At 63.7% G+C, this 24,888-nt stretch carries 22 protein-coding genes; 14 read left to right on the forward strand and 8 right to left on the reverse strand.

The annotated features are described in order from the left end of the window. Positions 1 to 123 precede the first annotated feature (123 nt). A complete protein-coding gene (gene phnN / locus IFT75_RS15625) occupies positions 124 to 1,917 on the reverse strand; it encodes a phosphonate metabolism protein/1,5-bisphosphokinase (PRPP-forming) PhnN (RefSeq protein ID WP_192055566.1) in 1,794 nt (597 codons plus the stop codon). Positions 1,918 to 2,495: 578 nt separating this feature from the next. On the opposite strand from phnN, the gene IFT75_RS15630 reads away from it, so the two are divergent. The 4 genes from IFT75_RS15630 (at position 2,496) to IFT75_RS15645 (ending at position 6,457) form a co-directional block, all read left to right on the forward strand. Continuing rightward, a complete protein-coding gene (locus tag IFT75_RS15630) occupies positions 2,496 to 3,791 on the forward strand; it encodes an MFS transporter (protein ID WP_192055568.1) in 1,296 nt (431 codons plus the stop codon). 134 nt (positions 3,792 to 3,925) lie between these two features. Further along, positions 3,926 to 4,903, forward strand: a complete 978-nt coding sequence (locus tag IFT75_RS15635) for an aliphatic sulfonate ABC transporter substrate-binding protein (protein WP_192055570.1) — start codon at positions 3,926 to 3,928, stop codon at positions 4,901 to 4,903. A gap of 4 nt (positions 4,904 to 4,907) precedes the next feature. Next, the gene (locus IFT75_RS15640; RefSeq protein WP_192055571.1) at positions 4,908 to 5,747 is read left to right on the forward strand and encodes an ABC transporter permease; all 840 of its coding nucleotides are present in this window, start codon (positions 4,908 to 4,910) and stop codon (positions 5,745 to 5,747) included. Then, on the forward strand, positions 5,744 to 6,457 hold the full coding sequence (locus tag IFT75_RS15645) for an ABC transporter ATP-binding protein (protein ID WP_192055573.1): 714 nt from the start codon (positions 5,744 to 5,746) through the stop codon (positions 6,455 to 6,457). The genes IFT75_RS15640 and IFT75_RS15645 overlap by 4 nt, the downstream gene beginning before the upstream one ends. 61 nt (positions 6,458 to 6,518) lie before the next feature. Here IFT75_RS15645 and IFT75_RS15650 read toward each other — a convergent pair whose 3' ends face one another. After that, positions 6,519 to 7,376: an SDR family oxidoreductase gene (locus IFT75_RS15650; RefSeq protein ID WP_192055574.1), complete on the reverse strand. Its 858-nt coding sequence runs from the start codon at positions 7,374 to 7,376 to the stop codon at positions 6,519 to 6,521. 226 nt (positions 7,377 to 7,602) lie between these two features. Here IFT75_RS15650 and IFT75_RS15655 point away from each other — a divergent pair, with 226 nt between their 5' ends. Further along, positions 7,603 to 7,875 carry a hypothetical protein gene (locus IFT75_RS15655; protein ID WP_122477368.1) on the forward strand — a complete coding sequence of 91 codons (273 nt, stop codon included), beginning with the start codon at positions 7,603 to 7,605 and terminating at the stop codon, positions 7,873 to 7,875. A 117-nt stretch (positions 7,876 to 7,992) separates the two neighbouring features. Here the strand turns inward: IFT75_RS15655 and IFT75_RS15660 are convergent, their stop codons facing one another. Then, positions 7,993 to 8,898 carry a polyprenyl synthetase family protein gene (locus IFT75_RS15660; RefSeq protein ID WP_185793039.1) on the reverse strand — a complete coding sequence of 302 codons (906 nt, stop codon included), beginning with the start codon at positions 8,896 to 8,898 and terminating at the stop codon, positions 7,993 to 7,995. Between the two features lie 223 nt (positions 8,899 to 9,121). On the opposite strand from IFT75_RS15660, the gene fni reads away from it, so the two are divergent. From fni to IFT75_RS15685, 5 genes are read left to right on the forward strand one after another with little or no spacing between them, the layout of a single operon-like run. Continuing rightward, positions 9,122 to 10,168, forward strand: coding sequence for a type 2 isopentenyl-diphosphate Delta-isomerase (gene fni, locus IFT75_RS15665; RefSeq protein WP_192055576.1), 1,047 nt, complete (start codon positions 9,122 to 9,124; stop codon positions 10,166 to 10,168). Next, positions 10,165 to 11,439: a glycosyltransferase gene (locus IFT75_RS15670; RefSeq protein ID WP_192055578.1), complete on the forward strand. Its 1,275-nt coding sequence runs from the start codon at positions 10,165 to 10,167 to the stop codon at positions 11,437 to 11,439. Before fni ends, IFT75_RS15670 begins: the two co-directional genes overlap by 4 nt. Then, entirely contained in the window at positions 11,436 to 12,611 is a 1,176-nt protein-coding gene (gene crtY, locus IFT75_RS15675; RefSeq protein ID WP_192055580.1) for a lycopene beta-cyclase CrtY, read from the forward strand. The genes IFT75_RS15670 and crtY overlap by 4 nt, the downstream gene beginning before the upstream one ends. Next, positions 12,598 to 14,088, forward strand: coding sequence for a phytoene desaturase (locus IFT75_RS15680; protein WP_192055581.1), 1,491 nt, complete (start codon positions 12,598 to 12,600; stop codon positions 14,086 to 14,088). The genes crtY and IFT75_RS15680 overlap by 14 nt, the downstream gene beginning before the upstream one ends. After that, complete coding sequence (locus tag IFT75_RS15685; RefSeq protein ID WP_192055584.1) at positions 14,085 to 15,083, forward strand: phytoene/squalene synthase family protein; 999 nt, start codon at positions 14,085 to 14,087, stop codon at positions 15,081 to 15,083. The genes IFT75_RS15680 and IFT75_RS15685 overlap by 4 nt, the downstream gene beginning before the upstream one ends. Here the strand turns inward: IFT75_RS15685 and IFT75_RS15690 are convergent. From IFT75_RS15690 to IFT75_RS15700, 3 genes are all read right to left on the reverse strand, one after another. Next, the gene (locus IFT75_RS15690) at positions 14,965 to 15,501 is read right to left on the reverse strand and encodes a sterol desaturase family protein (protein WP_192055586.1); all 537 of its coding nucleotides are present in this window, start codon (positions 15,499 to 15,501) and stop codon (positions 14,965 to 14,967) included. The genes IFT75_RS15685 and IFT75_RS15690 overlap by 119 nt on opposite strands. 77 nt (positions 15,502 to 15,578) lie before the next feature. After that, the gene (locus tag IFT75_RS15695) at positions 15,579 to 17,708 is read right to left on the reverse strand and encodes a TonB-dependent receptor family protein (protein WP_192055647.1); all 2,130 of its coding nucleotides are present in this window, start codon (positions 17,706 to 17,708) and stop codon (positions 15,579 to 15,581) included. A 208-nt stretch (positions 17,709 to 17,916) separates the two neighbouring features. Then, positions 17,917 to 18,126, reverse strand: a complete 210-nt coding sequence (locus tag IFT75_RS15700) for a hypothetical protein (RefSeq protein ID WP_122477353.1) — start codon at positions 18,124 to 18,126, stop codon at positions 17,917 to 17,919. 248 nt (positions 18,127 to 18,374) lie between these two features. Here IFT75_RS15700 and IFT75_RS15705 point away from each other — a divergent pair, with 248 nt between their 5' ends. The 4 genes from IFT75_RS15705 (at position 18,375) to IFT75_RS21665 (ending at position 20,693) form a co-directional block, all read left to right on the forward strand. Further along, on the forward strand, positions 18,375 to 18,635 hold the full coding sequence (locus IFT75_RS15705; protein WP_163007545.1) for a hypothetical protein: 261 nt from the start codon (positions 18,375 to 18,377) through the stop codon (positions 18,633 to 18,635). A gap of 106 nt (positions 18,636 to 18,741) precedes the next feature. Further along, positions 18,742 to 19,008, forward strand: a complete 267-nt coding sequence (locus IFT75_RS15710; RefSeq protein WP_122477350.1) for a DUF6555 family protein — start codon at positions 18,742 to 18,744, stop codon at positions 19,006 to 19,008. A 231-nt stretch (positions 19,009 to 19,239) separates the two neighbouring features. Next, a complete protein-coding gene (locus IFT75_RS15715) occupies positions 19,240 to 20,466 on the forward strand; it encodes a zinc-dependent alcohol dehydrogenase (protein ID WP_122477348.1) in 1,227 nt (408 codons plus the stop codon). Between the two features lie 128 nt (positions 20,467 to 20,594). Next, positions 20,595 to 20,693, forward strand: coding sequence for a hypothetical protein (locus IFT75_RS21665; protein WP_446730936.1), 99 nt, complete (start codon positions 20,595 to 20,597; stop codon positions 20,691 to 20,693). A gap of 99 nt (positions 20,694 to 20,792) precedes the next feature. Here IFT75_RS21665 and IFT75_RS15720 read toward each other — a convergent pair whose 3' ends face one another. Continuing rightward, the gene (locus tag IFT75_RS15720) at positions 20,793 to 22,373 is read right to left on the reverse strand and encodes a GGDEF domain-containing protein (protein ID WP_192055588.1); all 1,581 of its coding nucleotides are present in this window, start codon (positions 22,371 to 22,373) and stop codon (positions 20,793 to 20,795) included. A gap of 260 nt (positions 22,374 to 22,633) precedes the next feature. Then, the gene (gene glgX / locus IFT75_RS15725; RefSeq protein WP_244646794.1) at positions 22,634 to 24,808 is read right to left on the reverse strand and encodes a glycogen debranching protein GlgX; all 2,175 of its coding nucleotides are present in this window, start codon (positions 24,806 to 24,808) and stop codon (positions 22,634 to 22,636) included. Positions 24,809 to 24,888 lie beyond the last annotated feature (80 nt).

The raw sequence follows: 24,888 nt of genomic DNA on the forward strand, positions 1-24,888 counted from the left end.
AACCGCCGCGATGGCGACTCCCACACTCAGGTTAGGAGAGCGGAAAAGCCTGCGAATTCCATTTGTCGAGGTTGCGCCGACGAACGGTAACCCGCCCGCCTGGCGCGGCCGCCGCAACGGCGATCAGCAAGAGGTCACAAGTTCGATTCCGCTGCAGGCATGGGCAAGCCGAGCCGCACATTCCAGGCTGTCAGTGCTCGCGCCATGGATAACGTAGAGCACATCGCCCGGCGCCACTGGTGTGCCCTTGTCTACCTTCAGGTCGATGCCGGCGCCCTTGTGCCGGGGCGCTCCGGCGCACCGTGCGATTTCCGCCAGGCGCCAGCCGTCGAACCGGGCCACGTGGCCTGCGCAGAGTGCACGGACGGCGCAGGTCAGCGCGCTGGGCATCACTGGCACCCTGCGCCCCTGGGCGTCGATCATGCGCTCGAACGCAGCAAGGGCGCAGCCTTCGTCCAACAGCTGCTCGGCGCGTCGCCGACCCGCGGCGACGCTGCCGACCTGCGGGTCCCAGGCCAGAATCTGCGCGGCAAACACCAGGGCTTTCTCGCGCAGGTCGGCCGGTGCCTGCACAGCGCCTTCAAGCACCCAGCGTACATCGCGCACTTCGAGCGCCGGCCCGATACCGCGCCCCACCGGCCGCGATCCATCGGTGACGAGCGCCACCACGGTCAGGCCCAGCAACGCACCGACCTGCTCGAACAGCTCGCCCAATGCCTGCGCCTGCTCGCGGCTTGCAAGCTTGGTACGCGGGCCGAACGGCAGATCGACGATGACATGGGTCGAACCGGCAGTCAGTTTCTTGGACAGAATGGAGGCCACGGCCCAACGTGTGGAGTCGATGCGCAGCGGGCGTGTGATGGTATTCATCACCTCATCGAGATGTGAATGGTTGAGGCGACCGTTCCAGGCAATGCAGGCGCCGGTGTGGGCCACGCACTGACGCACTTGCGCAGGCGTCAGTTCCACTTCGGCGAGGACTTCCATGGCGTCGGCCGTGCCGGCCGCCGAAGTGATCGCCCGCGACGAGGTCTTGGGCATGGCCAGCCCATGCGCCGCAACGATCGGCACCACGATCAGGGTAATCCGGCTACCGGGGACGCCGCCCATCGAGTGCTTGTCGACCACCATGGGCCGGTCCCAGCGCATGATCGGTGAAAATCGCGTGCGCACCCTGGCCAAGGCCATCACCTCGGCATCCGACAGGTGCTGGCTGGCACTCACCAGGAAGGCGCCGATCTCGCTGTCCGTATAGCAACCCTCGATGATGTCGCGCAACAACGATTCGTACTGCGTTTCGTCCAGCGCGTGACCCTGGACCTTGCGCGCCAGCAGTGGATGGCTGGTCGGCAGCCCGGCGTGACGTCGGGCAACGCTCTGCACGGCATCGATGAATCCTTCGATGCCAGCGGCCAGTGTGCCGTCGTTGTCGACGCGCAGGGTTTCGATGTCCGACGGCAGCATGTCCACTTGACGCAGCACCCGCGCACTGGCCTGCTCGGCGGTCTCCCGCCCGCGTCCCAGAATGCGCGCGGCAAGCACCTCTGGCGCGGCAGTGACCTCGATCACCACCAGATGCGGCACACGCGCCGCGGCCTCGCGGATCATCCTGCGCGAACCGTTGGCGATGACGTGGCCACCCGCCTCCAACACCTGCAGCAGATCGGCAGACAAGCCATAGCTCAGGCCGTGGGCATGCCAGCTGAGCAGGAACTCGCCGGCCGCGACGCTGGCCTGGAACTGCTCGGCAGTCACCCCCGTGTGGTCTTCGCCGGGCGCGCCGCTTGGGCGGGTGATGGTGCGCCGGGCGAACAGGTACCGACCGCTGCCGCCCAGTCGGGCGCGGGCACCTTCGATGAGCGAGTCCTTCCCCGCTCCGCTTGGGCCGACTACAAAGAAAAAAATGCCCTGCGCCATAGAAGAAGATGCTCCGCCTTGCCCGGACCGATGCCGTCCGGCGTATGGCCGGATCGAGCGTGTGGATGAAAGCGACGCGGCGCGAACCTGCTCGCCGACGCCGGCAGTCTACGCGATTATTTGCGCCCCAGGCTGGCACCCGTGCTGCATGCATCGAGCGCAACGATTATCATCGCCACGCACCGAGCAGTGCGGCGTTCGCGGCCACGGACCGGTTCTGCGAGGGTCCGCATTCATCCGTAGGAGCGGTCATCGACCGCGAAACAGGCGCTGCGGTGTATCGGACAGACCGCAGTGCGGCATTCGCGGCCACGGACCGCTCCTACGAGGGTCCGCATTCATCCGTAGGAGCGGTCATCGGCCGCGAAACAGGCGCTGCGGTGTATCGGACAGACCGCAGTGCGGCGTTCGCGGCCACGGACCGGTTCTGCGAGGGTCCGCATTCATCCGTAGGAGCGGTCATCGACCGCGAAACAGGCGCTGCGGTGTATCGGACAGACCGCAGTGCGGCATTCGCGGCCATGGACCGCTCCTGCGGGATACATCCCCGATTTTCTCAATGCTTCAGGAGTTCTTGCATGTCATCCATCTCAGGCCTGCCCGAGCACGCGAGCGCCGAAACGTACCGCAAGATCGTCTGGCGGTTGATCCCGTTCCTGTGCTTCTGCTACCTGGCCTCGTACCTCGACCGCATCAACGTGGGCTTCGCCAAACTGCAGATGCTCGACACCCTGCACATGAGCGAAACCGCCTACGGACTGGGCGCGGGCCTGTTCTTCGTCGGCTACATCCTGTTCGAGGTGCCGAGCAACCTGGTGCTGCAGAAGGTCGGCGCGCGCCTGTGGATCGCGCGCATCATGATCAGTTGGGGCGTGCTCTCCGGGCTGACCATGTTCGTCACCAGCCAATGGCATTTCTACCTTCTGCGGTTTCTGCTGGGCGCCGCCGAAGCCGGGTTTCTGCCGGGCGTGCTGTTCTACCTGAGCCAATGGTTCCCGTCGTACCGACGCAGCCGCATCATCGCCCTGTTCATGATCGGCCTGCCGCTGTCGAGCCTGATCGGCGGCCCCGTCTCGGGTTGGATCATGGGCAGCTTCGATGGTGTCGGCGGCCTGCATAACTGGCAGTGGCTGTTCCTCCTCGAAGCCATTCCCACCGTGATACTGGGCGTGCTCTGCCTGGCCATCCTGCCCAATGGCATTGGCGATGCAAAATGGCTGAGCGAGCGCGAGAAACACCAACTGCAGGCGGTGCTGGCCAGGGACGAGAGCGAAAACCGCGGCGGCCACTCGTTTCGTGCAGGCTTTTTCGACATCAAGGTGTGGATGCTTGGCGGCATCGATTTCTCGATTCTGCTGAGCGCCTACGCCATGGGGTTCTGGCTGCCCACGTTCATCCGCAATGCTGGGGTGGCGAATGCCGGCGACATCGGCCTGCTGGTGGCCATACCCAGCCTTGCCGGGCTGATCGGCATGCTGGCCATCGGCGCCAGTTCGGACCGATACCGCGAGCGGCGCTGGCACATCATCGTGCCTTTCATCGTCGGCGCCGCAGCGATGTTTCTCAGCACCTTCTTCACCCAGAACGTGGCGATCACGGTCCTGCTGTTCTCGGTGGCTTCGCTGGCCATCATTGGCGCAGTGCCGGTGTTCTTCAGCCTGCCGGCGACCTTTCTCAAGGGCACCGCAGCGGCCACCGGTTTCGCCCTGGCCTGTTCGCTGGCCAACATTGCCGGTCTGGTCAGCAATTCCCTGATGGGTGTGGTGATGGATCGCTTCCACAGCCCGCAGATTGCCCTATGGATCTTCGCCGCCTGCCTGCTGCTCAGTTGCCTGCTGGTGCTGGCACTGCCGGCCAAGACTGTCAATCGCTGAGGATGGGTGACCCGCAAGCAACTTATCGGCAGTCTAAGCTAAGACCCAAAAGGTATTTACAGTTGGTTTTTTAGATCATTTAGGCTTGGGGTCCGGCGTGCCAGCCGGCTCTCCCCTGCCAAGGAATGATCACCATGACCCTGTTCTCACGCCTGTCCAAACCCCTGCTGGCTGCCGCCGTGCTGCTGGCCGCCCTCGGCAGCACCGCCCAGGCCGCAGCGCCCGCCGAGGTTCGCCTGGACTACGCCTACTACTCGCCCACCAGCCTGGTGCTGCGACATTTCGGCTGGCTGGAGAAAGCCCTGCCCGGTACCAAGGTCGACTGGGTGCTCAGCCAAGGCAGCAATCGCTCCCTGGAATACCTCAACGGCGGCAGTATTGACTTCGCCTCGACCGCCGGCCTTGCGGCGGTGCTGAGCCGCGCCAATGGCAGCCCGATCAAGACCGTGTACATCGCCAGCCGCCCGGAATGGACAGCCCTGGCCGTGCGCAAGGACTCGACGATCAAAACCGTTGCCGATCTCAAGGGCAAGAAGATCGCCGCCACCAAAGGCACCGACCCTTTTCTGTTCACCTTGCGCAGCCTGCAGCAGGCTGGGCTGAGCAAGGATGATGTGGAGCTGGTCCACCTGCAGCATGCCGACGGCCGCATTGCTCTGGAACGTGGCGATGTCGACGCCTGGGCCGGGCTCGACCCGTTGCTGGCGGCCAGCCAATTGCAGGCTGGCTCACAGTTGCTGTATCGCAACATCGAGTTCAACAGCTACGGGGTGATCAGCGTCACCGAAACATTCGCGGCAGAACACGCCGACACCGTCGAGCAGGTCATCAAGGCCTACGAGCAGGCACGCACCTGGGCGCGGGAGCATCCCGACGATCTGGCAGCGCTGCTGGCCAAGGAATCCGGCTTGCCGCTGGAGGTGGCCAAGCTGCAGCTGTCGCGTACCGACTTCAGCGATGCACAGCCAGGCCCCAAGCAGGTCGAAGCCCTCAAGGCTGCCGCACCGATCCTGACCGCCGAAGGCCTGGTGCGCAAAGGCGTGGACGTCAACGAGGTGGTCGAGCGCCTGATCGAGCCGCGCTTCAGCGCTCAAGTCATCGGGAAGCAATGAATTCATGAGCACTTCGGAAAAAGCCCTGCCCAGGCGCGCCGCATCGTCCCCTGGGCGTGTATCGACGGCCTGGCGACGCGGCGCCAAGGGCTGGCTGCTGCCCTGCATGATCGTCGCAGTGCTGGAAGTCGTGGTGCGGGCCGGCTGGATTCCCGCCTACCAGATGCCGGCGCCCAGCGATGTGGCACTGACGCTGGTCGAACTGGCGCAGGGCGCGCTGGGCAAGCACGTGCTCGCCAGCGTGGGCCGCGTGCTGGCAGGTTTCGTCATCGGTGCGTCGCTGGCCCTGGTATTTGCCGCGTGGGTGGGCCTGAGCCGAGAAGCCGAAGCCTATCTGGAGCCGACCTTCGCGGGTCTGCGCGCCATACCGAGCCTGGCCTGGGTGCCCCTGTTGCTGCTGTGGCTGGGAATCGACGAGACGTCCAAGATCGTGCTTATTGCCATCGGTGCGTTTTTTCCGGTGTACGTCAACGGCGTTGCCGCCATTCGCAACATCGACCGCAAGCTGGTCGAGGTCGGCCAGATGTATGGTTTCAACGCCCGCCGACTGACCGTGCGTATCCTGTTGCCGGCAGCCATGCCGGGATTGTTCACCGGCCTGCGCAGCGGCCTGAGCATGGCCTGGATGTTTCTGGTCGCCGCCGAATTGATTGCCGCGACCAAAGGCCTGGGTTACCTGCTCAGCGACGGACGCGAAACCTCGCGACCGGACATCGTTCTGGCAGCGATCCTCGCCCTGGCGGTGCTCGGCAAGCTCAGCGATGGCCTGCTTGCGGCCCTCGAGCGATGCTGCGTCAGCTGGCGCGATGCATTCACCGGCGAAGCCTCGGGGAGCCGCTCATGAACGATGCCCTGTTGAGCCTCCGTGTCCGGCGCAAGGCATTCGGCGACACCGTGGTGCTCAAGGACCTGGAACTGCAGTTGCAACCTGGTGAGCGGGTCAGCCTGCTGGGGCCCAGTGGTTGCGGCAAAAGTACGCTGCTGCGCATCGCCGCAGGGCTCGATCGGGACTACACCGGTGAGCTCGACAGCGCGGGCGACTCGGTGGCGTTCGTGTTTCAGGAACCGCGGCTGATGCCTTGGCTGAATGTAGAGCGCAACATCGGCTTTCACAATGATGGGCATTATGACCCGGCCTGGGTGCGGCAGCTGATAGACGAAGTGGGACTGGGCGGGTTTGCCAAGGCGCTGCCCAAGGCATTGTCTGGCGGCATGGCGCAGCGGGTGGCGATCGCCCGTGGGCTTTATTCCAGGCCCAAGGTGTTGCTGCTGGACGAGCCGTTCAGTGCCGTGGATGCGTTCACCCGAATGAAGCTGCAGGATTTGTTGCTGGACTTGGCTGAGCGCCATGACATCGCGTTGTTGCTGGTGACTCATGACGTGGATGAGGCGCTATATCTGAGTGATCGGGTGTTGGTGATGGGGCATCGGGCTACTGGTATTGGCAGTGATATCGAGGTTGGGCTGAAACGGCCGAGGGATCGGCGTGATCCTGTGCTGGCGACGTTGAAGGTGCAGGCATTGACGCAGCTGCAGGCGGCGCATGTGGTTTGATCCCTGTGCATAGCTTGATGCCCTCTTCGCGGGCTCTGCCAGCGAAGAGGGCGTCACTGCCCTACAAAATGGGCTTGCCCCCAGTCACTGCATAGCGCGAACCAGAGATATAGCTGCTCTCATCAGACCCGAGCAACACATAGATAGGCGACACCTCCACCGGCTGCCCCGGGCGACCCAGCGGGGTTTCTTCGCCAAAGGTCTTCACTGCGTCCGGCGGCATGGTCGCCGGAATCAATGGCGTCCAGATCGGGCCCGGTGCCACGCTGTTCACGCGGATGTTTTTCTTGCCCAGCAACTGCGCCAGGCCCGCGGTGAAGTTGGCAATCGCGCCCTTGGTGGTCGCGTAGGGCAGCAGGGTCGGCTTGGGCATGTCCGAGTTGACCGAGCTGGTGTTGATGATCGAACCGCCGGACGGCATGTGCGGCACTGCTGCCTTGCAGATACGAAACATCGCCGTGATGTTGATATCGAAGGTACGCACCCACTCCTCGTCAGGAATCTCGTCCAGGGTTTCGTGGCTCATCTGGAACGCGGCGTTGTTGACCAGAACGTCGATACGGCCGAAACGCTCGACAGTCTTCGCCACGATGGCCATGCACTGCTCTTTCTCGGCCAGATCGCCTGGCAGCAGCAGGCACTGGCGTCCGGCTTCCTCGACGTAACGAGCGGTGTCCTTGGCGTCCTCATGCTCATCGAGGTAAGAGATCACCACGTCAGCGCCTTCGCGGGCATAGGCAATCGCCACAGCGCGGCCAATGCCGCTGTCGCCACCGGTGATCAGGGCGACCTTGTTGGCCATCCGTCCTGAGCCCTTGTAGCTGGTTTCGCCACAGTCGGGAACGGGATTCATCTTCGACTGCGTGCCAGGTACCGATTGCTGCTGCGGCTCGAACGGCGGAGTTGGATAGTTGGCCATGAGTATCTCCATAGGTTGGCAAAAAAAAATGCGCAAAAAATGCGTTGCGAAAACATCCCTCGAAATGGATACGCGTGCAAAGTCGACTTCCTGGTCCGCGGAAAAGTTTGTTTTTTTTGTGCTGCGCCTGTGCAGGCGTGATTGCAGACGCAAGGAATCTCTCGCGCCTGACCGAGTCACAATGGCGTAACCGATGCATTTTCATTCAGCAGTCAGAGAGGCATTCATGAGCAACGTCGAACTTGAGCACGAAGTACTCACCCGTTTGCTGCACGCGCATCCCCACGGCCTGGGCAAGGAAATTCTCGACAATTATCGCGGCGAGAAGGCAGTGGCCGGAATGATCAAGACGCTGCAGGAAAAAGGCCTGATCCAGGGCAAGCCGGTCACGGTCGAAGACCACGAACCCGCGCTCGAATACCCGATAAAACTGAGCAGCGCAGGCGTCGACGCCGCGAAGAAACACGATGCGGAGAAAGGCAGCAACCCGCACGCCTGAGGATCGGGTAGCGCAGACCTTCAACCCGATCGAACAGCAAAGGGCATCGAGCGTACTCGATGCCCTTTGTCGTGAAGGGGCTTTATTCGGGAAGAAGTAGTACTGACAGGTGAACGGTCACGCGCAGGTAGCGGCCTTGACGAATATCAGCTGCAGGAAGCGGCTGATGTGATCATCCTGCGCATAGGCGTCGGCCAGGCAGGCGCGAGCCTTGTCCAGGTGTTCCTGCAGGCGCCGCTTTACTTCATCCTCACCGCACAGCGCCATGAAGGTCGACTTGCCGTCGTCCTTGCCCTGGTCCTTGGCCGTGGCTGGGCTGTGATCATGAAGATCGTCGTACAGTTGGAAGGCCTGCCCCAGTTCCAGGGCAAAGCACTGCAGCACGGCGCGTGTAGGCGGTGGTGCATCGCTGATCAGGTAGGCCATGTCCATGATTGCGCTGAACAGCACGCCGGTCTTGAGGTTGTTGGTGGCGGCAATTTCCTCTGCGGTGCGCGGGTGCAGGCCTTCGCGCAGGTCTTGCAGCTGACCACGGGCCAGACCTTGAGCACCGATGGCGTTGGCCAGTATTTCCACCAACTGGGTTCGAATCGAAGGCTTCAGCCCGTCGATGCCCGCCACCACGGCGAAGGCCCGCGACAACAGCGCCACTGCAGCCAGAATGGCAACGTCTTCGCCAAACGCCAGGTGCGTGGTGACACGGCCCCGGCGCAGCCTGGCGTCGTCCATGCAGGGCATGTCATCGAGCACCAGCGATGCGGCGTGGACCATTTCCACTGCGCAGCCCAGATCCAGGGCCGCCTGGTCGCTGGCCCCCAAGCCGTTCGACGCCAGGATCAACAGGATCGGACGCATGCGCTTGCCCGGCGCCAAGGCACCATCGCGCATCGCCGTGGCCACGAGGTCGCGCTCATTGCTCGCCGTGGGCAGCAAAGCGTCCAGGCGCGCTTCGATGGTCGTGCGCAACAAGGCCATGTGCTCGGTGAAACCGCTATCGCTGGTCGCAGACGTGTCAGCTGTCATCGTTCCCTCTGTTCTTGTTTCGAGTCCTGCGGCCGCCGGAGACGAGGTATCGGCATGGCCTGGCGCGGGCAGCTGCGCTCCTAAACAAGGAACGACTGCGCAGCGCCGATGCCTGAGCCTGTGAAGATGGACATACGTTATGCGAATATGAGCGCGCCGTACAACTCTCTACCATGGACAGACCGCAGGCGGCCGTAAATGATTCCTGAGCAATGGAGCTGACATGAAGCACGACGAGTTGAGTCGACGCAAGGATGACCACCTGGACATCGTTCTGGACCCGCTCAGGGCCGGTACACGGGCGGGCGCCGGCTGGGACGTGGTCCAGTTCGAACACTGTGCGCTGCCCGAACTGGACCTGGCAGACATCGACCTGAGCAGCTCGTTGCTCGACATCGCCCTGCGCGCACCGCTGCTGATCAGTTCCATGACCGGTGGCGCCCTGCGCTCCGTGGCGATCAACCGTCACCTCGCCGAAGCGGCGCAGGCGCTGGGCATCGCCATGGGTGTCGGCTCGCAGCGGGTCAGCCTGCAGACCGGCAACGACCAGGGGCTCACCCGCGACCTGCGGCGCATCGCCCCGGACATCCCGCTACTGGCCAACATCGGTGCAGCGCAGTTGCTCGAGAAAGGCGGCATGGACCTCGCTCATCGTGCGGTCGACACCCTCGAAGCCAACGGCCTGATCATTCATCTCAACCCGCTGCAGGAAGCGGTGCAGCCCGAAGGCGACCGGCACTGGCGCGGCGTGCTGGCGCAGATCGCCCGTGCAGTGACCGTTCTGAAAGTACCGGTGGTGATCAAGGAAGTCGGCGCCGGGCTCTCGGCCAGCGTCGCGCAGACCTTGGTCGAGGCCGGCGTGCAGGTCATCGATGTAGCGGGCGCGGGCGGTACCAGCTGGGCTGCAGTCGAAGGTGAACGCGCCACCCGCGCGGCCGATCGCGCGGTGGCCATGGCATTCGCTGGCTGGGGCATTCCCACGGCGACCTGCATCCAGACCGTGCGCCAGGCATTGCCGCAGGTCCGTCTGATCGCCTCGGGCGGCGTGCGCGATGGGGTCGATGCAGCCAAGGCCATTCGCCTGGGCGCGGACATCGTTGGCCAGGCCGCTGCCGTGCTGCCAGGCGCAACGCTGTCCACCGAAGCGGTGATCGAACACTTCGAGGTGGTCATCCGCCAACTGCGCGTGGCCTGTTTCTGTACCGGCTCGGCCAATCTGACGGGCCTGCGCCATGCCCGCCTGCTGGGTCCGCAGGCCCTGCCTCGATGAGCCACTTCGGCGTCGTGGCGCCCGCCTACTACAGTCATTTTCACGCCCTGCAGGCTTTGGCCGAGGAATTGATGCGACGAGGCCACCGTGTGACGTTCTTCCACCAGGCGGACGCCGCGCGCTGGGTCACGGCTCCCGGTATCGGCTTCGCAGTGCTGGGCCAGGCCAGCCATCCGCCCGGCAGCCTGCAGCGCAGCCTGCGTCTGGCGGCAAACCCAGGCACACCGTGGGGCCTGCGGCAGATCATCGAGCAATTGGCAGCGACCACCCGCATGTTCTGTGACGAGCTGCCGGCAGCCTTGGCGCAACACGGCGTCGACGCGCTGCTGTGCGACCAGATGGAGGCTGCCGGCGGACTGGTCGCGGAAAGCCTGGGGCTGCCCTTCGTGTCGGTAGCCTGCGCGCTGCCGGTCAACCGTGAGCCGGGCCTGCCGTTGCCAGTGATGCCCTTCGCCTATGCCACGGACGAGCGCAGCCTGCACATGTACCGCGGCAGCACCCAGGTCTACGATTGGTTGATGAAGCCCCATGCGCGCGCCATCCAGAGCGCTGCGAAAACCCTCGGCCTGGCGCCACGCAGTGCGTTGCACGAATGTCTTTCTCCACTGGCACAGATCAGCCAGACCCTGGCCGGCTTCGACTTTCCCCGCCAGCACGCCCCGCCCCATCTGCACGCCGTCGGCCCGCTGCGCAACGCTGCCATTCAGGCCCAGGGGCACTGGCAAATCGACCCGCAACGCCCGTTCGTCTTCGCCAGCTTGGGCACCCTGCAAGGCCAGCGCCTGGGCATGTTCGAGCAGATCGCCAAAGCCTGTCGACGACTCGACGGGCAATTGCTGATTGCTCACTGCGGCCTGCTCGACCCTGCTGCGGAGCAACGCCTGCACCGCTTGGGCGCAACATGGGTGACCGATTTCGCCCCGCAGCAGTGGGCCCTGGAGCAGGCCGATGCGGTGATCACCCACGGCGGGTTGAATACGGTCATGGATGCCATCGCCAGCTCGACGCCCATGCTGGTGATGCCCATCGCCTTCGACCAGCCAGGCGTGGCGGCGCGGGTGCGCCATCACGGCCTCGGCCGCCATTTGCAACGCCGCGCGCGGTCTTCGCGCATTGCCCAGGTGCTGCGCGAGGTACTCGACATGCCGACACCGGCCTTTGCCCGCTTGAAGGCAGAACTGGCCAGCGCGGGTGGCACGGCCAAGGCGGCGGCTGTCGTCGAAACCGCAGTGCGCACGCGGCAACCCGTAGTGGCCGGAGCCCCGTCATGACCTACGACCTGATCCTCGCCGGTGCCGGCCTGGCCAATGGCCTGATCGCCTGGCGACTGCGCCAGGTGCGCCCGGAACTGAAGGTACTGTGCATCGATTCGCAGCAGAGCCTGGGCGGCAACCATACCTGGTCGTTCCACGATGGCGACCTGAGCGCCGAGCAGCACCACTGGATCGAACCCCTGGTGGTCAAGCGCTGGCCTTGCTACCAGGTACATTTTGCCGAGGTCTCGCGGCGACTCGACAGCGGCTACGCCAGCATCACCAGCGAGCGCTTTGCCGAGGTCATCACCCAGGCCCTGGGCTCGAGCCTGCGCCTGGGCGAAACCATTGCCGAACTGGGCCCACGACACGTGCGCCTGGCCAGCGGCGAGACGCTGCAGGCCCAGGCGGTGATCGACGGCCGCGGCGTGCAGCCCAGCCGCCATCTGGTGCTGGGCCAGCAGGCATTCGTCGGTCAGCTGCTGCGCCTGCAACGCCCCCACGGCCTGCTGGGGCCAATCATCATGGACGCGCGGGTCAGCCAGGGCGAAGGCTATCGCTTCGTCTATGTGTTGCCATTCACGGCTGATACGGTGCTGGTCGAAGACACCCATTACGTGGATCGCCACACCTTGAGCTGCGATCAGTTGCGCGAGCATATCGCCGATTACGTGCGCTGGCAGGGCTGGACAATCGCCGAGTGCCTGCGCGAAGAACAGGGCGTGCTGCCGATCACCCTGGCCGGCGATTTCGATGCGTTCTGGCAGCAAGCCGCCGGCCAACCCCTTTCCGGCCTGCGCGCCGGCCTGTTTCACTGCACCACCGGCTATTCGCTGCCCCATGCGGTGCGCCTGGCCCAGTGGCTGGCGGAGCAGACCGACATGGACGCCGATCGACTGTTCACGGGTATCCGCGAACACGCACGCCAGCAATGGCAGGCGCAAGGGTTCTACCGCCTGCTCAACCGCATGCTGTTCCTGGCCGGCAAGCCTCAGGATCGTTGGCGGGTGATGCAACGCTTCTATCGCTTGTCGCCTGCGCTGATCAGTCGATTCTATGCAGGCCAAAACCACTGGCGTGACCGCGCGCGCATTCTCGTCGGCAAGCCTCCCGTGCCCGTCGACGAGGCCGTGCGCGCCGCCCTCAGATCTTCTCCCCGGCAGTTCGAGAACCCCCATGAATCCAGCTAAAACCGCCATCGTCATCGGCGCAGGCTTCGGCGGCCTGGCCCTGGCGATCCGTCTGCAGGCCGCAGGCATCCACACCACCTTGCTGGAAAAGCGTGACCAGCCCGGAGGCCGAGCCTATGTCTACCGCGACCAGGGCTTCACCTTCGACGCCGGCCCGACCGTGATCACCGACCCTTCGGCCATCGAAGAGCTGTTCACCCTCAGTGGCAAGCGCATGGCCGACTACGTCGATCTGCTGCCGGTCAAGCCGTTCTACCGGCTGTGCTGGGAAGACGGCACGAAATTCGACTACGCCAACGACCAGGCCGAACTGGACCGCCAGATCCATGCCCTGAACCCACCGGACGTCGCCGGCTACCAGCGCTTCCTGGCCTACTCCCAGGCGGTGTTCAAGGAAGGCTACCTCAAGCTTGGCGCGGTGCCCTTCCTGTCGTTTCGCGACATGCTCCAGGCGGGTCCGCAACTGGCTCGGTTGCAGGCGTGGCGCAGCGTCTACTCGATGGTTTCAAGCTTCATCGAGCATGATCAGCTGCGCCAGGCATTCTCGTTCCACTCGCTGCTGGTGGGCGGCAACCCGTTCGCCACCTCGTCCATCTACACCCTGATCCATGCCCTGGAACGCGAATGGGGCGTGTGGTTTCCCAAGGGCGGCACCGGCGCGCTGGTGCAGGGCATGGTCAAGCTGTTCCAGGACCTGGGCGGCACCGTGGAGTTGAATGCCGAAGTGGCGAAGATCGACGTCGAGAACGATCGGGCCACGGCAGTGCATGCGCGCGACGGTCGCAGCTGGCACGCCGACTGCCTGGCCTCTAACGCCGACGTGGTGCATACCTACGCTGACCTGCTGGGCGAACACCCGCGCGGTCGACGCGAGGGCAAGCGCCTCAAGGGCAAGCGCTTCAGCAATTCGCTGTTCGTCATCCATTTCGGTCTGAAGCGCCCGCAACCGCAGTTGCAACACCACACGGTGTGCTTCGGTGCGCGTTACCAGGCGTTGATCCACGAGATTTTCAACGGCGCCGAACTGGCGACGGATTTCTCTCTGTACCTGCATGCGCCCTGCGTCACCGACCCCAGCCTGGCGCCACCGGGCTGTTCGAGCCACTACGTATTGTCGCCGGTTCCGCACCTGGGCAATGCAGCCATCGACTGGTCGGTCCAGGGCCCGCTGTACCGCGACCGGATTTTCGAATACCTGGAAGAGCACTACATTCCCGGCTTGCGCGAAGATCTGGTCACCTGCCGCATCTTCACCCCGGATGATTTCCAGAGCGAACTCAACGCGCACCTGGGCTCGGCGTTTTCGCTCGAGCCGGTGCTGCAGCAAAGTGCCTGGTTCCGCCCGCACAACCGCGATGCGCAGTTGAACAACGTCTATCTGGTCGGTGCCGGCACCCATCCAGGCGCCGGGGTGCCGGGTGTGATCGGCTCGGCCAAGGCGACTGCCGGGCTGATGATCGCGGACCTGCATTCATGAGCACGCCGGCGCCGGATCCGGCGCTGCGCGAACATGCCGAGCAGAGCATCGCCGTGGGTTCGAAAAGCTTCGCTGCAGCCGCCAAACTGTTCGACGAACGCACGCGGCGCAGTGCGGTGATGCTGTATGCCTGGTGCCGCCATTGCGACGACGTGATCGACGGACAACAGGCCGGCCACGACGCGGTATCGATCAGCGCTGAGGAAGCGCAGCGGCGGCTGGCACTGCTGCAGGCCCAGACCCGTGCGGTGTACGCCGGGGAGCCTGCCGGCGAACCAGCGTTTGCCGCGTTCGCCGAGGTCGTGCGCGAGCACGGCATTCCCGAACACAACGCAATGGAACACCTGGCCGGGTTTGAAATGGACGTGGTGGACCGCCGCTATCACACCCAGGACGACACGCTGCAGTACTGCTACCACGTGGCTGGCGTGGTCGGCCTGATGATGGCGCGGGTCATGGGCACTGACGATTCACGCACCCTGGATCGGGCCTGTGACCTGGGGCTGGCGTTCCAGCTGACCAATATTGCCCGCGACATCGTCGAGGACGCGCGTATCGGCCGCTGCTACCTGCCCGCGCAGTGGTTGGATGAGTTGAACATTCCGCTGCAGGCACTGGCCACGCCCGAGCACCGACCGGCCGTGGCAGTGCTCGCCCAGCGCCTGGTCAACCTGGCCGAACCCTACTACGCCAGCGCCCAGGCCGGCCTGGCGGCCCTGCCCTGGCGCTCGGCCTGGGCCGTGGCGACCGCCGCCGCGGTGTACCGACAGATCGGCGTGAAGGTGGTTGCGGCGGGCAGCCATGCCTGGGATGCCCGCATTTCAACCTCGAAGGCGGAGAAGCTGGCAGCCGTGAGCCAGGGCGGATGGCGCGCCGTCAGCGCTCGCTGGCGGCAGTGGCCGCAGCGCCCTGCGCAGTTGTGGAGTCGGCCTCGTCCGCCTTGCGCAGCGGCCCCTGGTGCAGTGCGCGAAGCTGAGCACGCAAACGCGTCGTAGAAGGCGCGAACAGAAAGCCGAAGGAGACGCAGCGCTCCTTGCCCTCTACCGCGTGGTGCATCAAGTGCGCCTGGTAGAGGCGCTTGAGGTAACCACGCCGGGGCACCAGGTGGAAAGGCCAGCGCCGGTGCACCAGCCCATCGTGAACCACGAAATACAGTGCGCCATAGGCAGTCATGCCCGCGCCGATCCACTCCAGCGGATGCAGCCCCTGGGTCCCCAGGGCAATCAGCACGATTGCCAGCCCTGCGAACACCACTGCGTACAGGTCGTTCTTCTCGAACCAGCCGGTGCGGGGCTCGTGATGGGAACGATGCCAGCCCCAGCCCCAACCATGCATGAGGTACTTGTGGGCCAGGTAGGCAACGCCTTCCATGGCCGCCAAGGTGATGAAAAAAACCAGGCTGTTGAGGATCACTGCTGCTCTCTGCCAAAGCGGGTAGGCCACTATCTTAACGCAACCGGCGCGGCCCTGGCCGCCTGCTCATCGCTTGGTCAGCGCAAGGTCCAGGAAATGCCCGCGTAGACACCCAGGCCGTCGCCGGGGGTCGAGCGCGCCACGTCACGGCCCTGATCGTCATAGCCCGGAGTGACGGTGCTGGCATAGCGTTTGTTGGTCAGGTTGCGAACGTCCAGCCAGGTTTGCCAGGTGTCGCCCGGCGCGGCGTAGCCCAGGCTGGCACCGAACAGGGTATACGGCGCCGCGTAATAGGAATTGGCATAGTCCACGGCAATGCGTGAGGCGTGTTGCACGTTGAGGCCGGTGTACACACCGCTGGGGTGGTCGTAGCGCAGTTCGGCCTGATAGTAATGCTCGGGCAGGCCGGGCAGACGGTTGTCACCGAACCGCGCATCGTCACGGTAGTGGAAGTCACTGTAGGTATAGGTTTGCCGCAGTGCCAGGCGGCCGGCCTGGTGGCCGTCCCACAAGGGGCTGTCCAGTGCCAGCTCGATACCTTGATGCACCGTCGGGCTGGCATTGGCCTCGCCAATCACTTGCGAGCGCGTGGCCGTGGCGGCCTGGGTCTCGACGCTGAGCAGTTCGTGACGCACCTGCGAGTAATACCAGGCCAGGTCCCATTGGCCGAACCAGGCCTCCCCTCGCCCTCCCAGTTCCAGGGTGGTCGCGCTCTGGTTGTCGAGTTCGACGCCGTTGCTCTGCAAACCCGTGGCCGCACCGCTGCCCGCCGCGAAGTAGCGGTTGGAGCCCCAGATCATCGACCACGGGTGCGGCGGTTCCACCGAACGACTGAGGTTGCCGAACACCTGCAGCTGCGGGCTGTAGTCGTAGCGCAGGCCCAGGCGTGGCGCGTAGTCCCAGGCATGCAGGCTGACGCGGTCGTTGGTCACCGGATAACTGACTTCCGTCTCGCGACGCGTGTACAGGGCGGCCAGTCCACTGGTCAGCCAGAGGTCCGGCAGCAGCTCCAGTTCGTTGCTGACGTACAGCGTATGGTCGGAGCCTTGGTAGCTGTAATCGCGGGTGCGCGTGCCAGGTGCATACCCAGCCGTGTTGCCGACGGGCACGCGGACGAATTCCGACACTCCGGAATTGGGCAATGCCTTGGTGCTGCGCCACCCCACTGTGGTCTTGCTGACATGCCCGAGCAGGTCGTCCTGGCGCACATAGTTCAACGTGCCGCTGACATCGGTGTAGGCCACCTTCATCCGATTGGTGCCTTCGCGCAGGTCCATCGGGTAGTCGTGATAGACCAGCCCGGCTTCCAGGCGGGCACTGTCATCCAGGTGCCAGGTGGTCTTGTTGGCCAGCCAGGTACTGCCCGGCTGGATGCGCTTGGAGTCGCGCGCCAGGTTCAAGCCATTGGCCGCGCGAGGGTCGTGGGCGATCTGCCCGCGGGTCAGTCTGCCGGGCGTGTCGTTGTCGGTCTCGCGATAGCGGAAGAAAAACCGGGTCTCCAACTGCGCGCTGAAGCGATAGCCGAAGTTGCCTGCAGCGCCACGGCTGCCGCCGGCGCTCTGGTCCTGGAAGCCGTCATAGCTGGAATCGGTCACGCTGAAATAATAGTCGGCATCCCCCAGCACCTGGCCGGAACTGACCTGGCGCTTGCTGTAGCCATGGCTGCCCACTTCGTAGCGCAGCTGCAATCTGGCGGCGTCGTAGCCGGTACGCGTGACATAGTTGATGGCGCCGCCCAGGGCCAGCGCGCCACGGTCGAAGCCATTGGCTCCGCGCAGCACCTCGACACGGCTCAGCCACAGCGGTTCGAGCAACTCATAGGGCGTGCCACCAGGGCCGGTCAGCGGCAGGCCGTCGAACATCTGGTACAGCCCCGAAGAATGCGCGCCGGGACCGCGGTTGATACCCGAACCACGGATGGAGATTTTCACACCTTCGTTGTTGGCAGCACGGGCATAGATGCCTGCCTGATTCCTGAACAGGTCTTCATTGCCCGCCAGCCGCCCGCGCTCACTCGCTTCGGCGTCGATCAGATTGGTACCGCCCGGGATTGAGTGCAATGCCAGACCTGCCTCGTCCAGCTCGCTCACGCGGGCCTCGCTGACCTCGACAGCCGGCAGCTCCATGACCTGGGCCGCGAGGGCACTCGAAGGTGCGCCGAACACGGCAGCCAAGCCCAAGGCAGGCCATCGGGGCGAGCGTGACATGGCAATCGAAGACAGGCAGTGGGGACGGCCCCCGACGTGAAGACGGGGCGCAGAGGGTTGCGGCATGGAACGGATCCTTGAAGAGCGATATACCCGAGAACGGCCCGGGTCTGGCAAGCGGCGCGGCCCCAGCCTCGGGCCCGTTGGGGAGGATTGACGCTCGTGATGGCCCAATGAGCACATTGGTGGGTGAAATGCCCCGCAGCGGTCAGACTTCGCTGCGCAGTTCCTCGAGATAGCGGGTGCCGCGCACGGTGAGGGCCAGCCGCGTCCGGCTATCTGGGGTGACCGTGGTAACCACGTAACCGACCAGCAGCAAAGCGCGCAGGGCGAAACCGTCCTCGCTGCCGAATGCCTGCCATTGGGCGCTCTCTATCAGCGTCAGCAACCGCTTGTAGTTAGCCTGGTCTTCCGTCATCGCTAGCCAGCCTCCGTTGCATCCATTGCACGTGCCGCCAGCTTACTCAAAAGCGTCGACCAGGGCACAGGAAAAAGCATGCCGGAGGATCTCGAGCATGGAAGTGGCGGCTGCGGCCGAGCCGTGGAAAAACCAATGGCAGCAGGGAGGCGGTTTCGGCCAACATCAGCTATAGCTTTTACAGCCCCGGGCAATTTCAGCCGGTTTATTCCCCTGCCTTCTCAACATCGACCGTCAAGGGTGACTCCATGGCTTCCATCGAAGCGGTACTAGCAGGGCTCGACCCGCCCCTCAAACATGAAACCCATATGGAAGAAGGGCTGCTCAACCTGACCCTGATCGACCCCAATGTCCCCGCGCAAGTGATGCGCAGCCTGTCGCCCCATGAATACAAGGACAGCACCACGTTTCGCCTGCTGGTGCTGTATGCGGTCAACGAAATTCGTGGCAAGGGTTCCCATGCGCCACTGGAAGTGATGCCCGCCGTCGAGTGGGACTCGCACACCTGATTGCAGAGGGCTCGCCAGGCAAACGACAACTCGTCGCGGCGCCGCACATTTTCTGAATCTTTCCTGCGTATCACAACTCAATGATGAGTCAACGCAGGAGATCACCATGCCGAACCCAACACTGTTCATCATTGACTACCGGCTCCATGGAGCGGAAAAGTCGTTCATCATCCGTCTACCGACCCTGAACAATGCCGATGCCTGGCATTGGGCGAGTTGCGATGCAGGGGTCGGAGTCATCCCCAAGTTCGGCCGCGAACGGGTGCAGAAAGTCAGCAAGCCCAAGGCCGAGCAGTATGGTATTACCGATGTGCGCTGGAGGCCGTCCGGCCAGCAGGCACGTGAAGAACTGGGAATCGAAACGGCTCATTGAGCCGTCCGATCTGCGCTTCGCTTCATCGCCTTGGTATCATCCGCTGTTGCAGGACCATGCCGGGGGTTGCCCACGCAACCCCCGCAGCCAATCCGCAATCACCCTCGCCGCACCCTCGCTCACCCATCGAACATCGGAATGATTCCTGATTCCGCTGAGCATATCCGCTTGAACTTCCCGGTTTTGGTATCCCTCTGCTGATAACCATCCCTGATCAAGAGGCTGAAGAACATGAGAGCACTTACCTACCACGGCGCTCACGACGTCAAGGTCGACACCGTTCCCGACCCCCAGCTGCAGGATGCCGACGACATCATTCTGCGCGTCACGGCCACCGCCATCTGCGGCTCGGACCTGCACCTGTATCGCGGCAAGATACCCACGGTCGAACACGGCGACATCTTCGGCCACGAGTTCATGGGTGTGGTCGAGGAAGTCGGTACCGGCGTCACTGCAGTCAGCCCCGGCGACCGGGTGGTTATCCCCTTCGTGATTGCCTGTGGCAGCTGTTTCTTCTGCAACCTGGACCAGTTCGCCGCGTGCGAGACGACCAATACCGGCCGCGGGGCAATTCTGAACAAGAAGTCGATTCCACCAGGCGCGGCGTTGTTCGGCTTCAGCCACCTTTACGGCGGCGTGCCCGGCGGGCAAGCCGAGTACGTCCGTGTGCCCAAGGCCAATACCGGGCCGTTCAAGGTGCCGGGCACTCTGGCCGACGAGAAAGTACTGTTTCTTTCCGACATCCTGCCGACCGCTTTCCAGGCAGTGAAGAACACCGAGATCGGCCAGGGTTCAAGCATTGCCATCTACGGCGCTGGCCCCGTCGGGCTGCTGTGCGCCGCCGTGGCGCGGATGCTCGGCGCCGAGCGTATCTTCATGGTCGATCACCACCCCTACCGCCTGGCTTACGCGCAACAGGCCTACGGCGTGATTCCGATCAACTTCGATGAAGACGATGACCCTGCCGACACCATCATTCGCCAGACCCCCGGCTCACGAGGTGTCGACGGCGTGGTGGATGCGGTGGGTTTCGAAGCCAAGGGCAGCACCACTGAAACCGTGCTGGCGGCATTGAAGCTGGAAGGCAGCAGCGGCAAGGCACTGCGCCAGTGCATTGCCGCTGTGCGCCGTGGCGGCGTCGTCAGCGTGCCGGGTGTGTACGCCGGGTTCATCCACGGCTTCCTGTTCGGCGATGCGTTCGACAAGGGCCTGACCTTCCGCATGGGCCAGACCCACGTGCAGCGCTATCTGCCGGAGCTGCTCGAGCACATCGAAGCGGGCCGCCTGACGCCTGAAACCATCATTACCCACCGCATGTCGCTGGAGCAGGCCGCCGAAGGCTACAAGATCTTCGACAAGAAGCAGGAGGACTGCCGCAAGGTCATTCTCACGCCGGGCGAGCCGACCATCGAAGCTCCAGTCGTCGAGCCGACCGCAGGCGTCATTCCGGCGCTTTGAGGTACCCCACAACAAGGCTGGGCAGTGCCCGGCCTTGGCCACCGCAAAGGAACGGACCGGGATCACCGATCGACATGGGATGAAACGAGCGCCGAGGGCCGCTGTCTAGAGCAGTAACACCCATTGATGTGAGTCATCCCATGTTGAAATTTCTTGGCAGTACCGTCGGTATCATCTTCCTGATCGGCCTGGTCGTGGTCATCGGCCTGTTCAAGCTGGTCTTCTGAACCCTGTCGGGGCACTCATCGAGTGCCCCTGCCCTGCCTGGGCCGCTGTGCACTCGCCGCTATCTCCAGAATGTCAGCCGCCTTTCCCGCCACTGCCTATCAAACGGCGCCCGCCATCGCCACCCCTTGCCGACCTTCCAGCTTGACCTGATACATTGCCTGATCGGCCGCCTTGAGCAAGGTGTCCAGATCTTCACCGTGTACGGGGCACAGCGAGATCCCGACGCTGCCCGACAGTGACAGCGCACCGACGCTGGTGCCGATTGGCAACTCGATCGCATCCAGCAGCTGCTGCGCCTTGAGGATCACGCTGTCCGGATTGGTCAGATCGGAGACCAGCGCGACGAATTCATCGCCACCGTAACGCGCGACCGTGTCGTAATGGCGCACCGTCTCGCGCATGCGTTTGGCGAGTGCCTGCAGCACCTGGTCGCCCACCGCGTGGCCGTGCTCATCGTTGATCTGCTTGAAATGGTCGAGGTCGATCAGCATGACCGCGAATGGGACGCCTTGCTCGGTCCAATGCTGAAGTGCCTGGGTGAAGCGGTCTGCCAGCAGGTAACGGTTGGGCAACTGGGTCAGGACGTCGTGGGTGGCCAGGAATGCCGAGCGCTCATGCTCCAGTTCGGCGGCCTCGATGGCCGAGAAATGCCTGACCAGGACCATCGGCACCACCACCAGGCTCGCCATCAAGATTGCCAGAATCAACAGATTTCCCGGACCCAGCACGTCCATCAGGCGTAGTTGCCGTTGAAAGCTGAGGGAAACAGGTTGCGTAGGGCTGTCCACGTACACACTGTCGGTCAGCCGCGGCAAGGCAAGTTCGTCCCACCAACGCCCCGCCACCGGCTCCATGGCGACCACCTGGCTGGGGCTGTCAGTGCTGTGCAACTGAGCACTCACTGCCACACGCGAGTCGCTGTTGTGGCGCACGATGGCGCCGAGCAGTGCATCGGTCTTGATCAGCAGCATGGCCACCATGGTGCTGCCGAAGAAATTCGGCAAGGTGTGCTGGGTATCCTCATCGGGGCGCGACACCGACTTCATGAGAATGTAGGCGTTGCCGCCTTCGTGCAGGGCGAACACCGGCGACACCACTGGCAGCGGGTTCTGACGAATACGCGCCAGCGCGTTGGCCAGGTACGGCACGGTTTCCAGGCGCACGCCATAGATGACACTGGCCTGCGGCAGCTGCGGCGACATGAACAGGATGGGCCAGGTCGCTTCCGCCATGGCTCGCGACCCGCCGACTCCAGGCACGGCTGGCGCTACGCCCTTCACGTGCGCGTCTTTGACCTCGAAATTCTTCAACTCGAAATCGGGCAGCCAGGTGCGCCGCAGCAATGCCGTGAAATCGAATTGCTCGTCCACCGGGACGCTGCGCGCCACTTCCAGCATGTAGATGTGCGGGTACGCCGCCAGCACGGCCGCGCCGTAGCGGGCTGCCGCATCGGTATCGCTCTGCTTGACCGCCTGCAGGAATGCCGCAAAACCTGCCAGTACGGCATCGTTGGTGTCGAGCTGATTGCGTACGGTGCCGGCGATGCTCTGTACATACTCGGAGAAGCGGGTTTCCTGCCGCTGGATTTCGGACCGCAACAGCGAGAACGCCGAAAACACGATCAAGCCGAGCGCCAGGCCGATAAAACCTGCGAGCGATGGGCGGCGTCTGATCAACATCGTGGCAATATCCAACGCACGGGCGTGCACGGGCAGCAAGTTTCGGGGTCGTCGAAGGTCGTCATGTGTGGCTGCGTAAGGGCAGCAAAGGATGAGTTCGACGGTACACATGGCCGCCAGTCACGGGGTTGACCGGCGCCTGCAGAGCAAGCTAGCAAATTGCCATCTCAGCGTCTACAGCGTCTCGTCGCTATCATGGAAGGACAGATGCCCCACGCTGGCCAGGACTGGCCAACGTGGGGCATCGAGTTGCAGCGGTATCAGCGACGCTTCTTGCTCACTGGCTTGGCCAGTTCGAACATCAGTACCGAACGTCCGGTGACGGCGTACTCGGTGCCGAAGTCGAACGACTCACCGGCTTCGAAATCGGTCTGGTTGGTGTCCAGTTGCAGGATCCAGCGCTTGCCTTCCGGCACTTCCGGCAAGGTGAAGCCAACCACGTCATGGTGCGCGTTGACCACGATCAGCAACGAATGGTCGACCCCGGCGCGGCGGATACCACTGGACTGGGTTCGGCCATCGAGCAGGATGCCCATGCAGCGGTTGCTGCCGTCCTGCCATTGCTCGACGCCCATCTCGCTGCCGTTGGGCTGGATCCAGCTGACATCCTTGATGCCCAGGCTTTCGTCGTAGGCACCGGTGAAGAAGCGATTACGGCGCAGCAGCGGGTAGCGATTGCGCAGCTCGATCAGGTACTTGACGAAGTCCTGCAGCTCGCTGCTCTGCTCGCTGATGTTCCAGTCAACCCAGCCGATTTCGCTGTCCTGGCAGTAGGCGTTGTTGCTGCCGCCCTGGGTACGAGCGAACTCATCGCCCGCCAGCAGCATCGGCGTGCCCTGGGCAAGAAACAGCGTCGCCAGCAGGTTGCGCATCTGCCGGTAGCGCAGCGCAACGATTTCCGGATCGTCGGTCGGACCTTCGACGCCGCAGTTCCACGAGCGGTTGTCGGAGTGGCCGTCGCGGTTGTCTTCACCGTTGGCTTCGTTGTGCTTCTCGTTGTACGACACCAGATCGTTCAAGGTGAAGCCATCGTGCGCGGTGATGAAGTTGACCGAAGACGCCGGCTTGCGACCACGACGGTTGAACTGGTCGCCCGAGCCCAGGAAGATTTTCGCGAAATCGCCGAGCATCTCGTCGTCGCCCTTCCAGAACGCACGGGAGATGTCGCGGAACTTGTCGTTCCATTCCATCCAGCCCGGCGGGAAGTTGCCCACCTGATAGCCGCCCGGGCCGCAGTCCCACGGCTCGGCGACCAGCTTGACCTTGGCCAGCACCGGATCCTGGCGGCAGGCGTCGAGGAAACCACCGCCTTCGCTGAAGCCGTGGGCTTCACGACCCAGAATCGTCGCGAGGTCGAAGCGGAAGCCGTCCACGCCCATTTCCGAACTCCAGTAGCGCAGGGAGTCGGTGACCATCTGCAAGACGCAGGGGTGGCTCATGTTCAGGGTGTTGCCGGTGCCGGTGTCATTGATGTAGTAACGCGCATCGTCTGGCATCAGGCGGTAGTAGTTGGCGTTGTCGATACCCTTGAGCGACAGGGTCGGGCCCATCTCGTTGCCTTCGGCAGTGTGGTTGTAGACCACGTCGAGAATCACTTCCAGTCCGGCCTTGTGGAAGCGCGAAACCATGACCTTGAATTCGGCGATCGACGAGCCGGCCATGAAGCGGGCATGCGGCGCGAAGAAGCCCAGGGTGTTGTAGCCCCAGAAGTTGTGCAGGCCTTTTTCCAGCAGATGGTTGTCATCGAGGAAATAGTGAACCGGCATCAGCTCTACCGAGGTGACACCCAGGGAACGGATGTATTCGACCACGTCGTTCTCGTGGAAGGCGGCGAAGGTACCGCGCTCGGACTCACGCACCGAAGGGTGGCGCATGGTGAAGCCGCGCACGTGGGTTTCGTAGAAAATGGTCTTTTCCCACGGCACGTTCGGCTTGGCGGTGCTGCCCCAGGTGAAGGCCGGATCGATCACACGGCAGCGTGGCATGAACGGTGCACTGTCACGCTCGTCGAACGACAGGTCGCCGTCTTCATGGCCCACGGTGTAGCCGAACAGCGCGTCGTCCCACTTCAATTCGCCCGAGATCTGCTTGGCGTAGGGGTCGATCAACAGTTTGTTGGCGTTGAAACGGTGACCATTGGCAGGATCGTATGGACCATGCACGCGGTAGCCATACAAAGTGCCCGGGCGCGCATCGGGCAGGTAACCGTGCCAGATCTCGTTGGTGAATTCAGGCAAGGCGATGCGTTCGATCTCTTCGACGCCGTCGGCATCGAACAGGCACAACTCAACCTTGGTGGCGTTGGCGGAAAAGATTGCAAAATTGACGCCCGACCCATCCCAGGTCGCGCCCAATGGGTACGGCAAGCCCTCGCTGACACGGCTGGCGGGACGTTCCTGGCTTGACGCACTGTCATTCATTGATTGATCAGACATGATCAAACACTCCGGAAATAGGTTGAGCCTGAGCTCTGAGGTAGACGACCAAAACGGTCTACTGATAGAAGCGCGCGCAG

This window comes from Pseudomonas sp. CFBP 8758, assembly GCF_014841725.1.
Lineage (GTDB): Bacteria > Pseudomonadota > Gammaproteobacteria > Pseudomonadales > Pseudomonadaceae > Aquipseudomonas > Aquipseudomonas baltica.

Bases quoted from the DNA above. Each gene is read 5' to 3' on its own strand.
- IFT75_RS15700 (WP_122477353.1), bottom strand. From the start codon at position 18,126: ATGACGGAAGACCAGGCTAACTACAAGCGGTTGCTGACGCTGATAGAG.
- IFT75_RS15720 (WP_192055588.1), bottom strand. From the start codon at position 22,373: ATGTTGATCAGACGCCGCCCATCGCTCGCAGGTTTTATCGGCCTGGCG.
- IFT75_RS15710 (WP_122477350.1), top strand. From the start codon at position 18,742: ATGCCGAACCCAACACTGTTCATCATTGACTACCGGCTCCATGGAGCG.
- IFT75_RS15645 (WP_192055573.1), top strand. From the start codon at position 5,744: ATGAACGATGCCCTGTTGAGCCTCCGTGTCCGGCGCAAGGCATTCGGC.
- IFT75_RS15635 (WP_192055570.1), top strand. From the start codon at position 3,926: ATGACCCTGTTCTCACGCCTGTCCAAACCCCTGCTGGCTGCCGCCGTG.
- IFT75_RS15695 (WP_192055647.1), bottom strand. From the start codon at position 17,708: ATGTCACGCTCGCCCCGATGGCCTGCCTTGGGCTTGGCTGCCGTGTTC.
- IFT75_RS15655 (WP_122477368.1), top strand. From the start codon at position 7,603: ATGAGCAACGTCGAACTTGAGCACGAAGTACTCACCCGTTTGCTGCAC.
- IFT75_RS15660 (WP_185793039.1), bottom strand. From the start codon at position 8,898: ATGACAGCTGACACGTCTGCGACCAGCGATAGCGGTTTCACCGAGCAC.
- IFT75_RS15630 (WP_192055568.1), top strand. From the start codon at position 2,496: ATGTCATCCATCTCAGGCCTGCCCGAGCACGCGAGCGCCGAAACGTAC.
- IFT75_RS15640 (WP_192055571.1), top strand. From the start codon at position 4,908: ATGAGCACTTCGGAAAAAGCCCTGCCCAGGCGCGCCGCATCGTCCCCT.
- IFT75_RS15680 (WP_192055581.1), top strand. From the start codon at position 12,598: ATGAATCCAGCTAAAACCGCCATCGTCATCGGCGCAGGCTTCGGCGGC.
- IFT75_RS15670 (WP_192055578.1), top strand. From the start codon at position 10,165: ATGAGCCACTTCGGCGTCGTGGCGCCCGCCTACTACAGTCATTTTCAC.
- IFT75_RS15650 (WP_192055574.1), bottom strand. From the start codon at position 7,376: ATGGCCAACTATCCAACTCCGCCGTTCGAGCCGCAGCAGCAATCGGTA.
- IFT75_RS15705 (WP_163007545.1), top strand. From the start codon at position 18,375: ATGGCTTCCATCGAAGCGGTACTAGCAGGGCTCGACCCGCCCCTCAAA.
- IFT75_RS15715 (WP_122477348.1), top strand. From the start codon at position 19,240: ATGAGAGCACTTACCTACCACGGCGCTCACGACGTCAAGGTCGACACC.
- phnN (WP_192055566.1), bottom strand. From the start codon at position 1,917: ATGGCGCAGGGCATTTTTTTCTTTGTAGTCGGCCCAAGCGGAGCGGGG.
- IFT75_RS15685 (WP_192055584.1), top strand. From the start codon at position 14,085: ATGAGCACGCCGGCGCCGGATCCGGCGCTGCGCGAACATGCCGAGCAG.
- glgX (WP_244646794.1), bottom strand. From the start codon at position 24,808: ATGTCTGATCAATCAATGAATGACAGTGCGTCAAGCCAGGAACGTCCC.
- crtY (WP_192055580.1), top strand. From the start codon at position 11,436: ATGACCTACGACCTGATCCTCGCCGGTGCCGGCCTGGCCAATGGCCTG.
- fni (WP_192055576.1), top strand. From the start codon at position 9,122: ATGAAGCACGACGAGTTGAGTCGACGCAAGGATGACCACCTGGACATC.